Raw genomic sequence first — 14,511 nt, 5'->3', positions numbered from 1 at the left:
ACTAATTAACTTCTTTCAACAATCAAGAAATATTGAATATCATTGAATTTTTTGTTTTCATACTTAAATCATACCCGCATAGTTCCTTAAAATAGGTTCGATAATCATTTTCAGTGATTCGAATGATGTCAGCACTGGTAAATTCGTGAATTTTACATAACTCCACTAAAAGATTCAGCTTTGCATCCAACCCAAGTATTTCTGGAAAATCTTGCCAGAATGATGTTTTCGAAATATTGTCAGTCAGTTCTACCAGTCTGACGAACTGTTGATCAATATACTCTTGAAGTTCAATTTCATCAGCGCAAGAATCACCCAATTCTTGCCAAAAATAGTCCGTATACTCTTTTTTTGTCGTGAATAGAAGCATATTTATTTTCCTTTCTAAACGATTAACATGGTATATTCGGTGCAGCCAAACCACTTATTATATTTTATACTTTTCATTGCCGTCATTCTTGTCTATTCCCTATTCGTTACTCGTATCATTCAAAATCATCTGTATAAACCGAGCATCAGGATCTTACATAAACTACTCAGGTAGCTATCATGTATTTATAGGCATATACAACTACAAAGAAACCTAGGGAAGATTAGTCACACATCATTTGTGAATGAGTAAATGAGAGTTCATCTTCAAGGATCGATTGAAAAAAAAGTCCAATATCAGTCACTTTAGAAATTCGTGGCAAATAAACAAGTTTCGTCTTTGTGTGTACCTGATATTCAAAAGGGATGATATTCGTTATTAGTAAGTGCCCTTTAAACCCTTTGATTTTTTTTTCTAAGTCAGTGTCTTCATATACAATCGTTAATCTACGATAGAAAAATCTCTCCAAAAGAATTGCTACAGTTTCATCTATTAATGATCCGTTTGAAAGAATAACAAGAATTTCATGCGTGCGACCAATTTTTTTGTTTAGATACAAATAAACAATCAACGACGCACAAAAATCAGAAACCCACGCACCCGTAAAATAATTTGATTCTTTCAAACTGTTCAAATAATTTTTTAAGTAGTCGAATAAATCTGAATCTAGCGATTGAGCAAATTTATTCGTAACACAATCATTCTTAATATAAATAGGGTCTAGTAATACTTTTGCATATTGTCGTGATAAAAAATCATACACTTCATGAATATCGCAATTAATGCCTAGATACAAAAAACGTTCTCTCAAAATCTCATATAATCCATCGGCAACATTGGCTGCTGTCTGGGATAGATTAGTCAATGGTACGTTGGTTTTGCCACGAAAGTCACAATGCGCGTAAACCATTATGCAAATAAAAAACGCTTCATCTTCAAGTTTGTCATAAGGCACCCTCTTAAATCGGCTCATTTGACAAAGGGTAGCTAGTATTTCTTTATATAAATAACTATTTGTTAAAAATTCCCGCACATGAACGGGAAAAGACAGCTCTCCTTCTCCCATCCTTTGGTAAGTAAGATGAATAATTTTTTTCACTTTTTTCAAAGAAATATCGGGAAATAACTGACCAATTTTGCTAGACAACTCAGATGAATCGTCAAATTCAAAATACGTGGACTCACAGAAAAGATCCCAGTAAAATTTTCGAATCATCACTTCTTCTCCTCTGATCGATAATGGAGAAGTAATCAGTTCAATATGGTACTCTGCCAGTTCGTCACGCAACGTAGTGAGCATCCGATTAAGGGTTGATAGAGAAAAATTCAGTTCTGCCCCCCACTCCGGTAACGTCATTTTTTTCTTAGAAAAAACGGACGTTACCATTCTAATCAGTGGCTCTTGATCAAAAAATAGTTTTTTTTTAGCATAATAGCATTCGTAATCATGGATGGTCATTCGCATTCCCGACAAAGATCCGTTTAAGTCGATCGCATCTCCAAACAAGTATCTCAAATCATTAAGATCAGCTTGAATTGTTCGCTTACTTAAATTTGCTTTTTGAGAGATTTCGCTTAAGGTCAAATCTGAATTAACTTCAAGTAACATAAGCAACTGTAACGATCGTTTACTATGTGCATTAAGTATTAGTTTTGTTGCTAGAGAATCCACTTATTTTGGCCTCCTATCACTATGCAATCTTCTGAGGTTACTTTCTTTTCCTTATAAGAATCACTAAGAGTAATAGTATAACAAGAAAAATCGAGACTAATAACCAGTAATTAGTTTGGCTAGGAATAGTTATATCTTGTCGATTAAATGTCTTAGATGTCTGATCATCTACCACAAATGATTTCGTCCACTCCCATTCCAGTTCTCCAGAACTTGCTTGTAGATGAAGGACATAAGTACCTGGAGCAAATGACTCACCATTCAAAGGAATTGGAAAGGCAAAATTGGAGTGCGGCGCCATTTGCATTCCTGATGCCTCTGTGGAATAGAGGCGTTTTGTTTGATCTTCATTATAAATTGAGGCAATAACCTCTAACTGATTAACAAACGTCCCCGATTGATTCTGGATCTGAGCACTGAACACATTTCTAAAGTTTAATTGATCCGCATAGATAGCTAAGAGATCTAGCTCGGGAGAAAGTTGCTCCCGCTTATTCGATACAACGAGGCCCATAACATAAGACAGTGTGTTCTCAATAGCCATTGATTCTTCTGATAAATGCTCGCTATCTTTGATTTCTTCCACGCGAATTCCTGCTGCTAGAACACCTTCAAATGGTTTATCTTCTGGTAAGGTCAATAAGAGATCTACTTGTTTCGTCTCCCCTTCACTAAGAGTAATCTTGCCATCTCCTTGAATATAATCAGCCAAAAAAAATGGTAGGGTGTCATCTGGGACATCGGCGTCGCTACCATATTCCACTACACCACTCACATTTGTAAAAGCTGTATGTACGGATATTGATAAGTTGATCTCTTCATCAGACATATTTCGTAACTCCAAGGATAACGTCTGGCTTTCTCCAGGCTCAAGATTCAGATCAAAATAGCCTACCTCAGAATTCACTTGATTTTCACTCAGAATCGGTCTAACTGAAAAACCAGCAGATTGATCAGCAAAAGCAACTGGACCAAAAAACAGGGTCAATATAAAAATTACCACTATGTACATCATAGTTTTCTTACTGTTAAATAGTATTTTATTCATAACGATCTTCCTCTCTATATTCCACGGGGATTGCCTTCATTTCTTTTGCTTCTACCATGAGTGTCTAATTCCTCCCCAGCATAGCAAAACTCATAAATCATATACGCTCGATTTGTGTATGGGACGATGCACAAATTGACCATCATGATTACTAATGAGGAGCAGTACCGCCAGAGTCCTCTCGCTTGTAATCCTCGCAAATGGCCAAACAGAAAAAATAGCCTAACAACCAAAATGATTTCTTATTGGATGTTAGGCTGTTTGAACATCTGATGAAGTACGAATCCAGTTGATTTCTATCATTGAATGACATTATCAGGGACCGATTGAAGAATCCACTCCAAGGTGGTTTCATATGTTCCAGTTTGGCGTTCCTGTTCGGACGCTAAGTGCAGTACAACACTCTCATCTGCTTGGTCTGTTGTACCAAAGGCAAATAACCACGTTTCTAATCCCGATCCTGCTTGTGCCTGAGCGACAGTAGATGAAACACCCGGAAGGAGCGAGAGCTGTTCTGAATGGGTAGGCTGATTTTCTTGACCGGACACTGCTATTGCTTGAATATGATGAAACTGCAAAGAAGCGCCAGCTAAAACATGCCCTGTTCCGCTATTCTTAAACTGTTCTCGTTGTTTCACAGATAAGCGCCACCCATCACTTTGATTTCTTCCACGTCTATCAGAAACTTGTACAAAGTTTGCACGTGTTTCATTTGCTGTTGTTCTTAATGGTTCGGCGTATAGTGTTTCCGGTGCAAAATACGATATTTCTTGATCCCCAAACTGAATCGTAGGAACAAAATCAATGCTTAAAAATCCTTGATTTTCTGGCAGTTCTGGCATCACCTCTGGATGCAATTCTTCTTGAGGATTCTCTGGATCTTTAGGTGAGACTTGTAACGGCCTTATTGTTACTGGAACGGTGTAATCCATTTGAGCGTATTGCCCAGAGGATAACTTTTCTTGCACTCGAACAACCATGGATGAATCTCCTGGCTGATTCGTATCAGGCATTTCAATGATCTCCGCTATGGAAACGTACCCTTCAGCAATGTCAAAATCAAAAAAACTTTCTGCTACTACCAATAACTCCTCTTCAGAAATATATTGCCAAACCTCATTGTTCAGCAACGGCTTCAACTGATTGATCACTAACGGTCTTAGGTTAGTTGCTGTCACTTCATAAAATGCACTATTTTTATGATTCGTGTGATCTGTGCCTACATGTTCTTCTGCTTCATCTTGCATAAGTACATTCCATTCTAGATTAGAGAAGCCAGCTAAGGCGCCATCAAATTCCTCTCCTGATGAAAACAAGTGCGTCGCGCTGACGATATCACCAACCGTTAACTGCAGACGTCCATTTTCTCCCACCGCATTTTCAAAATCTTGTTGTGCTTCGGCAGGTGTTTGCTGAGTAGACAACGTAAAGTCAAAAAAATGTTGGCCTTGGTTTACAAGAATAGTGGCGGAGCCTGAGTATGCATGAAGTGAAGCAAACTCTTGATTTGGCAACTGTTGGATCATTGGTGTAGTTGGGTTTGTCCCACCGCGTCCTGGCGATAGGGACAGTTCGGGGCCCGATTCTCCAACGTGATGTGTAAAAGCGGCTATTGTTCGCCACTCCTCGAAGTTATTCGCCCATGTTCCACGTAAACGTATTGTGTTGCCCCAACGAACGGAAATGGGAATGCGGACAGATAACGTATGCACCGTTCGATATGTAATGGTCACATCTTTAAATCGATCACCTATATAAAGATAGGAGGATGAGTCAATGTAAGTAACATCGTACTCCCCTGAAGACAACAAGACACCATCTGCCGTTACCGTATGAATCGCACTGCCTAAATCAATGTCTTGGGTTCCCTCTCCTAGAAGGATTGTCTGGGGCCTTACTTGTGCTTCAAGATCAATTGTTTCTTCCCAAACATATACGCCAGGATTCGCACCATTATATCCAGACATAAATGCAGTTGAACTAGCAAATGAAACAAAATTAGTTGAACTAGCCAAACTATCTTGAAGTACCCAACGCCCCGTATAGGTTTCCGTTGCCGGTATATTGGATAACCAGGTACCGTTAATTCTTGTTCCGGTACCTAAAGTGAGTTGCTCGAAAGATGTCGCTCTAAACATGTTAATAACCTGGATACTGCGATGCCATGAACTTATATCTAGTTTTTTTAAATTGGACATTTCAGCAAACATTGTGGTAGTACTGGTAACATTGGACATATCCCATTGACTCAAATCTAATTCTGTTATACTACTTGCTCCTTGAAACATTGAGTTCATATTTGTTACATTAGCAGTATCAAACTTTTCAATCCCTTGTATATTTTTCAATTGAGTTAATCCACTGAACAAGCTTGTAGCACTACTATCCAGGATGACTCGATCTTCAAGAATTATCTGTTCAACATCAGTATAGGTTTTCCAAGGCGCTAGTCCGGTCAACCCAACCTCGCCTCCCCTGAGAACGATTGTTGACGATACCAAATCATAGGTCCATGGAACTGTCCCCCATACGCCAGTGATCAACTGGCCTGCGGAAGAACGGGTTTCAGAAGAAACCGCATTCTCTTCTTGCTTGCTTTCTGAAGTGTCCCTACCACTATCACTGGGAGAAACCGCGTCATCTCTTGCCACTTTATCGCTTGATTGTATTTCATCTTCCTCATTATGATCACTACCTTTCTCAACACTATCTTCCATGAAAGAATCGCTAGTTTCCTCATAGACTTCGTTTATAGATACTGTTTGAGCAAAAGTTAGCAATGGGAATGAATGACTGATTAAAGAAAATATCGCTATTAAAACTATGAATTTCTTCATTTTCTTCTCCTCATATTTCAACGAAATAATCTTCTTACAAATATTGTTGATCTCATTCATATAAAAGAGACCAACAATATTCTGCCAATACGTTTTTCGTTGTTCTTAAATAACAGGGGCCAGCGAAGAAGGGACATTGCTTAGACTCCAATTCAATTCACTTGTGAATTGGCCGTTTGCTCGTTCTCCTGGAATTTCTAAAACAATATTCGGATTCACCTCACCATTTAACGTTCCCCAGGTAATCGAATTCCATCCGCGCCCGTTAAGCACTTCTGCACCCATAAGAATTTGGCTGCCATGTTCCGCCGAAATAGTGACAGGATTTGAGTGAATAGCAACCTCGGAATCCCAGGCTTGAGAAAGTCTTGGGTTACTAAACGTAATGGATGCACCATTCAATTGCACATTATTATCATTGGTAAATGGTGTTACTTGTTCAACTCTCAATGTCCATCCTGTTGATACATCACGGGTATCACGAATCTGAGCAAAATGTGGACGCAAAACTTCTTCCCCAGACTCATCATTCACTTCAAAGGACTCTGCCAGGGCCTCAAATTTTAGCAAACCTGTTGAATGAACATTATCGTGCATCCCAAAATTTAAAGTAGGCACGTATGTTATGGAAAATTCTCCGGTTTGTACTGGGGGAATGATAATTCCAGGATCTGGGTCTGGATCTGGATCGACCGTGTCAACATCATCAACTATCGAAAGAGTTACTTCTCCTTCTGTTTCTGCATTTCTTGTAATTTGTTCGGCTGAAGCTGTAACAACATTTCCAAACAACAGGCTGCTAAGTAATCCAATTGCTAAATACTTCTTTTTCACTTCTTTTTCCTTCTTTCCTTTTCTTTAATAGAACAAAAACGATCAACAAGATGCTTCCTAGAAACACAATATGTGTTTCTGTTATAGCCATTAACTGGGGAAGCCTTTCTGGCTTTTTGTATGCGGGGATTTCTTGAATGTCTGCCTGATCTCCTTTTGGTGGCTCCGGCTGTATTTCGTCTTGAATGATATTTTGAAAGGCAATCGAACTATTCGATTGAACCGTTTGGGCAGAAACAGTTGGGACAAAAATCCACCATGCTAACAAACAAAACCAAATACATTTCCTCTTTAATAATTGCACATATAATCACCCCTTTTTGAACTTGTGATAATAGTATCAAATATTTTAAAACTCTACGGCTCAACATCTGCACGTCTAGATGCAAAAAAAGAAACAACTGATCAATAATCTTTCTGATCAGCTATTTCATGGGATAGTAAATATTTAATTATTTATATATATAAGGAGTGTTCCTTAAAGAAATCAGTTTAAGTATTTCAGCATTACTAGTACTTGTGGCTATAGAGGGGGATGCACTTCCAGAGTTAACGATAGCAAAACTCTTAATTCTAGCATCGAAGGAAACGCTACAAGTGATTCTGCTACTAATCCTACGGGAAATACCGTTGATATTATGAGAACTGATGGCGATAACTCAAGATTTAAAGTAGAACAAAAAGCGGGGCAATCCATTCATATCATGTCTACTAATCTAAAGACTGAAGAAGCAGCAGAAATAGTTAATTCGGAATTTGTAAATGACTCTCAAAGCAGAGAATTAGAATTGACTTTTACCTCTCAAAACAATAAATTTGAAATCTCCTTATCGGTTTCAGGTAGTGAAGAATTATCTAATACCAGCACTTTTACGGCTGATCAAAAACATGTTGAATTCATCCCTACAGTTCTGAAGAAAAAAATAAGTTAGGTATTTTCGTAATGAGTAATGATCAGAAGATTATTACTGATATAAAAAATAATTGGGATAATATAACTAAGTATATGGAAAGTGATTCAGATTTTTACGAACAATCGATAGAGGTACAATAGATTAATATCTCCCGACCTAGCATAGTTTATTAGATCAGATGCTAAATTTGTAATATTAAGTTGATCAAAATAAAGAGTGCCCAGATAATAACTCTGGACACTCTTTATTTTGTGGGTAAAACAACCCTTGGGTTTACAATACACTCTATTAAATAAGGGGAAGATTTTCATAGGTTGATATTACCTGGATACTCTCACGTGCACTATATGTTCGTTAAGTAATACTCAACGAGAGAATTAGTTAGTTACAGTTCCTGTTTCTAAATCGATGATATAATTCGTGTTTTTAATTTTGATGGTTTGCTTATCAGATAGAAAATCATTAGGAATTTCTAAATTCACTCTCTTCTTTGGATTAAAAATAGCTTGTAGCTGTATCCTTTTCGAAACTTCAATAATCCCCTTTCCATCCTCTAGATCCGGATAATATTCCCAGACTTCAGGTTGTTCAAATACATTGAGACTCAATTGAACCTCAACATTAGTGTGATCCTTTGATTTAGTAACAGTAACAGAATCTACATCGTCTTTACCAATATCCATTGAGGGAGAAAAATAGTTTAAAACAAATATAGAAATTAATAAGGTTAAACAAAGTGTCGCTATTTTCCATCCTTTGTATTTTTTTGACATATTAACCTTTTGTGCGAAATCTTTTACCATTACAGAATCACCTCGTAAAATTTCATCTAAGGAAAATTCAAAAAAAATGCTAAGTTCTACAAGAGTATCTATATTAGGGTATGATAATTCATTTTCCCAACGAGAAACAGTTTGACGTGTAACATTAAACTGCTTCGCAATATCTTCTTGTGTTAAATTTAAATCAGTTCTCTTTTGGCGTAACATTTTTCCGATTTCCATAAATAAAGTTTATCCTCCAAGGGTTCGTTTGTTTAGCAATTGCCATTTAACAATTGATTTTGTAAAACATAAATTGCTCTAATTATTTTATTGTACCTGTAAACGAGTAAGAATTGTTTATCAAGTTACCATTGTAAAATTGAGCATACCAAGTTGTACTAGATTTGATTCCATTCCAGGTTACTGTCCGGCTTTTCCCTGCTTTGACAGAAAAAGAAATATACGTTGTACTACTATTTTTACACTTTATATCTATAACGTTTTTTCCTTTATTACTAATCGATACGGTATAAGAAGTTTTTCCTTTGAATGTATAAGAAGAATACACATATCCCCCTCGATCACTACTTCCACTAAGGGAATATTTACCTTTGGAGGCTATGTTCCAATTGCTACTTGGCACATTAGCTCCTCTAGTCAACCCAGGGATAGTTATGCCAATATTTTCAATTGGTTGATCGCTTAAATCGGCATCCGTTTCAACATCACTAATAATTTCAATTCCCTCAGAAACCCAAATCTCTGATTCTTCAGCTGAAGCTGCTACACCCCCAATAAATAAAGATAGAACAACTGCAATCCCTAAAACAATTTTTTTCACAATAATCATCTCCTATTTTTTCTGATTACTATATCAGTCAAGTAGGATTATACATTGTGTTCGACAAAACAGGCACGCAATCATCATGTTACATCCCTGAAAACATGCTATTCTACCGTATCCGTCTTTCTATTTGTTGCCCCTCATCTTTTCATGGGAGGGACCCACTCTTCTAAAGATTCGACTTTTCCACCAGCCTCTTCGATCTATCTTTTTTGCTTTTGCACGATAAGGTTAACTATTTTAGTAATTCCTTGAAAATAAGAGGTCAGTATTCTGGTAATCCTATTGATTTATAGGCTGATCGATTTCATCGTAAATTTTACCATAACTTAATACCGACTGAATAACTGAACTTAGATTTTGTTACGTGTTTCTGAACACAATAATTAAGACTAATGAATAAAACTGTAGTCTACGATAAATCACTTTCTTGATCAACTGGTAAACAAGTGATACGCCAAAGCGACCAATTGTTGCTCCCCACCACTTAGGAGGACAAAAAATAGACGTGCAAAGCACGTCTGTAGCGTCAATGATTGATATCTTACTGAAATCTTGCTATAATTACTGTGTAAAGAGGAGTTGCGTCAACAACTCCCCTACAGCACCGTTTAAGACGGTGGCAAGTTTTATATTATTTTAGTAATCAGTCAACTCGCCAAAGTTTAGTGACTGGTTATTTTTTTGTCGTTTTTTGCTGCAGTTAGGATGCCAAAGATAATCGTTGCGATTAAAGAACCGAAACTAATCATCAGCCCTAATGCTTCAGCTACAGACAAAAGGCTTCTCCTTTCTAAAGAGTTAGCACTTACTTTCATAAGCACCACCACCTTTCAAAAGATAGCCACCGTCACAAACTTTACTGTATCCTTATTATACCAAAAACCCACGCTAAAAACCGAGATTTATCAAGGTTTTTAGCGTTTTTCCATGCGGTAAGAACGGTCTAAGTAAAGGGGTTTTTTTCTCGTTTCATCGTTTAAAGGAACCATCCCTTTGTTTTTTCCACGTTGAAAGATCCCTTTTATTTCAGCAGCTCAAGCACAAATACCTGCACCATTTTTCTCTGACCTTACCTCAAGAAATCCCCACTCCTCACCCTTCCTCCTCCCAAGACAGCTCATCCAAGATCCTAATCAACTTTTGAACCTCTTGATTCAACAACGCACTCTTTAGATAGGCATATTGAATATAAAAAATTTCCTTATCTTCAGGGACTAGCGGTATTTTCACTAAGCCTTCCATTTCTTGAAACACAGGAAATTCCGTCATCAAGGTAATGCCGATATTGGAACTGACCAGCTGGCCAATCGTCTGGACGTCTGAAAAATAAAAGGGGACTTCCGGCTTCTTCTTTGATTTCTCACTTAAATTCTGAAAGGCGCGCATGTGGGTATAGCCTTTTTCCAATAGGATAAAGGGATATTCGGCAGCTTCTTCAAATGAGATTTCCTTTTTCTTAGCTAATGGATTTTCTTTTGACACAAAAATAAAAAACTCTTGCTGATGCAATAATTTCACCTGCAGATTCGGGTGGACGAGGGGATTGACACTGCCCAGCAAGCTAAAATCGATTTTTCCTGATAATAGTTTTGAAAGCAATTCATTGGATCCCCCAGATACCAAGTGAAATTTCGAAATAAAGCGGATGATCTCTTTTTCATCTAAGAGTTTTGAAAAGACTTTGGAACGAATGATCGGTGGCAGGCCGATGTGGGTGCGGTTGTTTTTGGCATGGTCGATGGCTCTGTCTAAGGTCACAAATTCATCTAAGATATATTGCGCATGAGCCTTCAAAATTTCCCCTTCCGTGGTCAATGAGATGGAGCGATGTGAGGCTTCTCGCACGATCAAATCACAGCCATAATGCTCTTCCAAGCGTTTGACAGCGTAGCTGACGGTTGGTTGACTGACCGCAAATTTATGCGCCACTTGGGTAAAAGAAAGCATATCTGCCAAAGCGTTAAAGTATTCTAAATCTCGTATATTCATCGTCTGATTCCTCTCTTAACCGGTTTAAACTAGCAGCGGTTTTGTTATAAATAATTTTTATTATACCACCGATAGTTGACTATAATTCTGTCCGAGGATTAAAGTAGCTAATGGAAATGAACGAGTACTCAAAATATATCCATTGGAGGAACATAATGAAAGCACATGACATCTTAAATAACCCATTTTTGAACAAAGGAACCGCGTTTACACAAGAAGAACGAAAAGAATTAGGGCTGATCGGTTTATTGCCCCCACACGTGCAAACGATCGAAGAACAAGCAGAACAAGCTTATTTGCAATATGTCACCAAAGAATCAGACATTGAAAAACGTCACTTTTTAATGGAAATCTTTAATACCAATCGGACATTGTTCTACTATTTGTTCAATCAACATATCGTTGAATTCAATCCGATCGTCTATGATCCAACGATTGCTGATACCATTGAAAATTACAGCCGCCTATTTGTGGATCCTCAATATGCAGCATACTTAGATATCAATCATCCAGAGAACATCGAAGAAACGTTGAAAAATGCCGCTGGCGATCGGGACATTCGCTTGATCGTAGCCACAGATGCTGAAGGGATTCTTGGGATTGGTGACTGGGGTGTCCAAGGTGTCGATATTTCTGTCGGTAAATTGATGATTTATACAGCAGCTGCTGGGATCGACCCTGCTTCTGTTTTACCAATCGTGATCGATGCTGGCACGAACCGAAAAGAATTGTTAGAGGATCATTTGTATCTAGGCAATCGTCAAGAACGTGTCTACGGTGATGCCTACTACCAATTCATCGATCATTTTGTTCAAACGGCAGAATCATTGTTCCCTAAACTTTACTTGCATTGGGAAGACTTTGGCCGTTCAAATGCTGCAACGATTCTGGACAAATACAAACAAACAATTCCAACTTTTAACGATGACATCCAAGGAACGGGAATCGTTGTACTTGGCGGTATCTTCGGTGCACTGGATATTACAGGTGAAAAATTAACGGATCAAGTCTACTTATGTTATGGCGGTGGTTCCGCTGGTGCCGGGATTGCCAGCCGTGTCCATGCCGAAATGGTCAGCGAAGGTCTTTCAGAAGAAGAAGCCTACAATCATTTCTTTATGGTTGACAAACAAGGGCTTTTGTTCGATGATATGTCCGATTTGACTCCTGCACAAAAACCATTTGCCAAAAAACGGGCTGACTTTGCCAATGCTGGCGATATGACGCAATTGATCAATGTCATTAAAGTCGCAAAACCAACGATTTTGGTCGGTACCTCAACCAATGCGGGTGCCTTTACCAAAGAAGTTGTGGAAGCGATGTGTGAAAACACTGCTCGTCCAGTGATTTTCCCTATCTCTAATCCAACCAAAAAATTAGAAGCAACGGCTGAACAAGTAATCGAATGGTCTGATGGAAAAGCCTTTGTGGCAACCGGTGTCCCTTCAGGAACGATCCAATACAAAGGAGTCGACTACCAAATCGGTCAAGCAAACAACGCCTTGATCTATCCTGGTCTAGGGTTAGGTATGTTGGCTTCAGAAGCCTCTCTCTTGACCGACGAAATGATTGGTGCCGCTGCTCACTCATTAAGTGGTTTGGTTGATTTGAGCCAACCCGGTGCACCTGTTCTCCCACCATTTGAATACGTTGCGGACGTTTCTATCAAAGTGGCTGAAGCAGTTGCCAATAAAGCCAAAGAACAAGGACTAGCCCAAGCGCAAGAAACCGATATGGCAAAAGCTGTCCAAAATCTTAAATGGTATCCAACATACTAGGAAGGTCTGAAAAATGAATAAATTAAAAACGATGACGATTTCGGGAATTAGTCTTCCCTTGTATCTCTTTTTCATGGTTGTCATATTCAGTGCGATTGCCTTAGACAAGTTGCCATTAAATATGGTCGGGATCACCATTTTACTGGTTGCCTTAGGACACCTGCTGTATTTCATTGGGGAAAAACTCCCGATCATGAATTCTTATCTTGGCGGTGGGTCAGTTTTTACCCTGCTTGGTGCCACCCTTTTGGCCTCCTTCCATCTCGTTCCCACGAAAGTCATTGACGCGGTCAGTGACTTCATGGGGGGCGGTTTTGGTTTTCTTGATTTCTATATTGCCGCTTTGATTTGCGGCTCGATTTTAGGTATGAACCGCAATTTGCTGGTGAAGGCTTCTACGAAATTCATTCCTGTTGCTTTGATCACCATGGTAGTAGGCTTTTTCTCCGTCGGCCTTGTCGGTATGCTGCTAGGCAATGGCTTTGCTGATTCGGTGATGTATGTGTCTCTACCAATGATGTCTGGCGGGATGGGGGCGGGAATCACCCCACTTTCACAAATTTATGCTGATGGCTTGGCAAACGGCAATCAAGCCGCCATCTTTTCTCAATTAGCGCCAGCAGTTACTTTCGGGAATATTCTTGCCATTATTGGTGCTTTATTTATCGCAAAGGCCTTTGCTAAAACCAAATACAATGGCCATGGCACCCTGATCAATGCCACGAAAGAAGAATTAGAAAAACCAAAAATAACGCTTGATGCCCAACAAATCGGGGTCGGGATGCTGTTTTCCTTTTCACTGTTGGTCGTTGGTGCGATTTTAAGCGACTTTTTCCCAAAAATTCACGAGTATGCCTTTATGATCGTGATTGTCTTTATTCTAAAAGCCTTGAACATTGTCCCTAAGAAACTCGAAGATTCTGTGGTGATGTTCAACAATGTTGTGATGACGAATTTGACCCACGCAGTCTTGGCGGGGATTGGTTTGGCATTGATCGATCTGTCAACATTGGCCTCTGCCTTTACTTGGCAATTTGTCGTGCTTTGCCTAACCAGTGTCGTATCTATGGGGGCTGCCAGCTGGTTCTTCGGGATGGTATTGGGGATGTACCCCGTTGAAACCGCAATTGGCGCCGGTATGATCAACAACTCGATGGGGGGAACTGGTAATATCGCTGTATTGTCTGCCTCTGATAGAATGGAAATGATTGCTTTTGCCCAAATGGCCAACCGTTTATGCGGTGCGATCGTGCTGATTCTAGGTGGAATCTTGATCCGTTTCTTCTATTCTTGATCTAAAACAAAAAACAGGTGCTGCTACGCATGATGCATAGCAGCACCTGTTTTTGCATTCCTCAAACGAATTCGTCCAATTGGTTGCACGAATCGAACAAAGATTCAGCCATTCACTCATAAAAGAGCCAAAAAGAGCAGTGCCTCCGCACTGCTCTTGCTTTC

13 protein-coding genes are annotated in these 14,511 nt (G+C 38.9%); 3 read left to right on the top strand and 10 right to left on the bottom strand.

What is annotated here, in order from left to right; genetic code table 11:
- Positions 1-22 precede the first annotated feature (22 nt).
- The 6 genes from IGI89_RS05830 to IGI89_RS05805 form a co-directional block, all read right to left on the bottom strand.
- Positions 23-370, bottom strand: a complete 348-nt coding sequence (locus IGI89_RS05830) for a DUF7006 family protein (RefSeq protein ID WP_061053421.1) — start codon at positions 368-370, stop codon at positions 23-25.
- 223 nt (positions 371-593) lie between these two features.
- Positions 594-2,042 carry a helix-turn-helix domain-containing protein gene (locus IGI89_RS05825; protein WP_438735423.1) on the bottom strand — a complete coding sequence of 483 codons (1,449 nt, stop codon included), beginning with the start codon at positions 2,040-2,042 and terminating at the stop codon, positions 594-596.
- A gap of 37 nt (positions 2,043-2,079) precedes the next feature.
- The gene (locus IGI89_RS05820; protein WP_101699467.1) at positions 2,080-3,090 is read right to left on the bottom strand and encodes a DUF916 and DUF3324 domain-containing protein; all 1,011 of its coding nucleotides are present in this window, start codon (positions 3,088-3,090) and stop codon (positions 2,080-2,082) included.
- 299 nt (positions 3,091-3,389) lie between these two features.
- Positions 3,390-5,927 carry a WxL domain-containing protein gene (locus IGI89_RS05815; RefSeq protein ID WP_061053424.1) on the bottom strand — a complete coding sequence of 846 codons (2,538 nt, stop codon included), beginning with the start codon at positions 5,925-5,927 and terminating at the stop codon, positions 3,390-3,392.
- Positions 5,928-6,032: 105 nt separating this feature from the next.
- Positions 6,033-6,761: a WxL domain-containing protein gene (locus IGI89_RS05810; protein WP_061053425.1), complete on the bottom strand. Its 729-nt coding sequence runs from the start codon at positions 6,759-6,761 to the stop codon at positions 6,033-6,035.
- Positions 6,727-7,065, bottom strand: a complete 339-nt coding sequence (locus IGI89_RS05805; RefSeq protein WP_061053426.1) for a hypothetical protein — start codon at positions 7,063-7,065, stop codon at positions 6,727-6,729. Before IGI89_RS05805 ends, IGI89_RS05810 begins: the two co-directional genes overlap by 35 nt.
- 334 nt (positions 7,066-7,399) lie before the next feature.
- Here IGI89_RS05805 and IGI89_RS05800 point away from each other — a divergent pair, with 334 nt between their 5' ends.
- Positions 7,400-7,693: a hypothetical protein gene (locus IGI89_RS05800; protein WP_225869325.1), complete on the top strand. Its 294-nt coding sequence runs from the start codon at positions 7,400-7,402 to the stop codon at positions 7,691-7,693.
- Between the two features lie 359 nt (positions 7,694-8,052).
- On the opposite strand, the gene IGI89_RS05795 is transcribed toward IGI89_RS05800, so the two are convergent.
- The 4 genes from IGI89_RS05795 to IGI89_RS05780 all read right to left on the bottom strand — a co-directional run bounded on the left by IGI89_RS05795 (position 8,053) and on the right by IGI89_RS05780 (position 11,275).
- Positions 8,053-8,679, bottom strand: a complete 627-nt coding sequence (locus IGI89_RS05795; protein ID WP_082741536.1) for a helix-turn-helix domain-containing protein — start codon at positions 8,677-8,679, stop codon at positions 8,053-8,055.
- Between the two features lie 82 nt (positions 8,680-8,761).
- Positions 8,762-9,280 (bottom strand): hypothetical protein, encoded by a 519-nt coding sequence (locus IGI89_RS05790; RefSeq protein WP_061053427.1) that lies wholly within the window; start codon positions 9,278-9,280, stop codon positions 8,762-8,764.
- A 668-nt stretch (positions 9,281-9,948) separates the two neighbouring features.
- Positions 9,949-10,101, bottom strand: coding sequence for a putative holin-like toxin (locus IGI89_RS05785; protein ID WP_082741537.1), 153 nt, complete (start codon positions 10,099-10,101; stop codon positions 9,949-9,951).
- 277 nt (positions 10,102-10,378) lie between these two features.
- Positions 10,379-11,275 carry a LysR family transcriptional regulator gene (locus IGI89_RS05780; RefSeq protein WP_438735422.1) on the bottom strand — a complete coding sequence of 299 codons (897 nt, stop codon included), beginning with the start codon at positions 11,273-11,275 and terminating at the stop codon, positions 10,379-10,381.
- 116 nt (positions 11,276-11,391) lie between these two features.
- On the opposite strand from IGI89_RS05780, the gene IGI89_RS05775 reads away from it, so the two are divergent.
- On the top strand, positions 11,392-13,053 hold the full coding sequence (locus tag IGI89_RS05775) for a malolactic enzyme (protein ID WP_301280259.1): 1,662 nt from the start codon (positions 11,392-11,394) through the stop codon (positions 13,051-13,053).
- A 13-nt stretch (positions 13,054-13,066) separates the two neighbouring features.
- The gene (locus IGI89_RS05770) at positions 13,067-14,347 is read left to right on the top strand and encodes a 2-hydroxycarboxylate transporter family protein (RefSeq protein WP_005230514.1); all 1,281 of its coding nucleotides are present in this window, start codon (positions 13,067-13,069) and stop codon (positions 14,345-14,347) included.
- The last annotated feature ends 164 nt before the right edge of the window (positions 14,348-14,511 follow it).

It is taken from the genome of Enterococcus sp. AZ141 (assembly GCF_051714385.1).
Taxonomy (GTDB): domain Bacteria; phylum Bacillota; class Bacilli; order Lactobacillales; family Enterococcaceae; genus Enterococcus_D; species Enterococcus_D entomosocium.
Note: the sequence above shows the minus strand (reverse complement) of the source record. Positions and strands in the feature narration are given on the sequence as shown.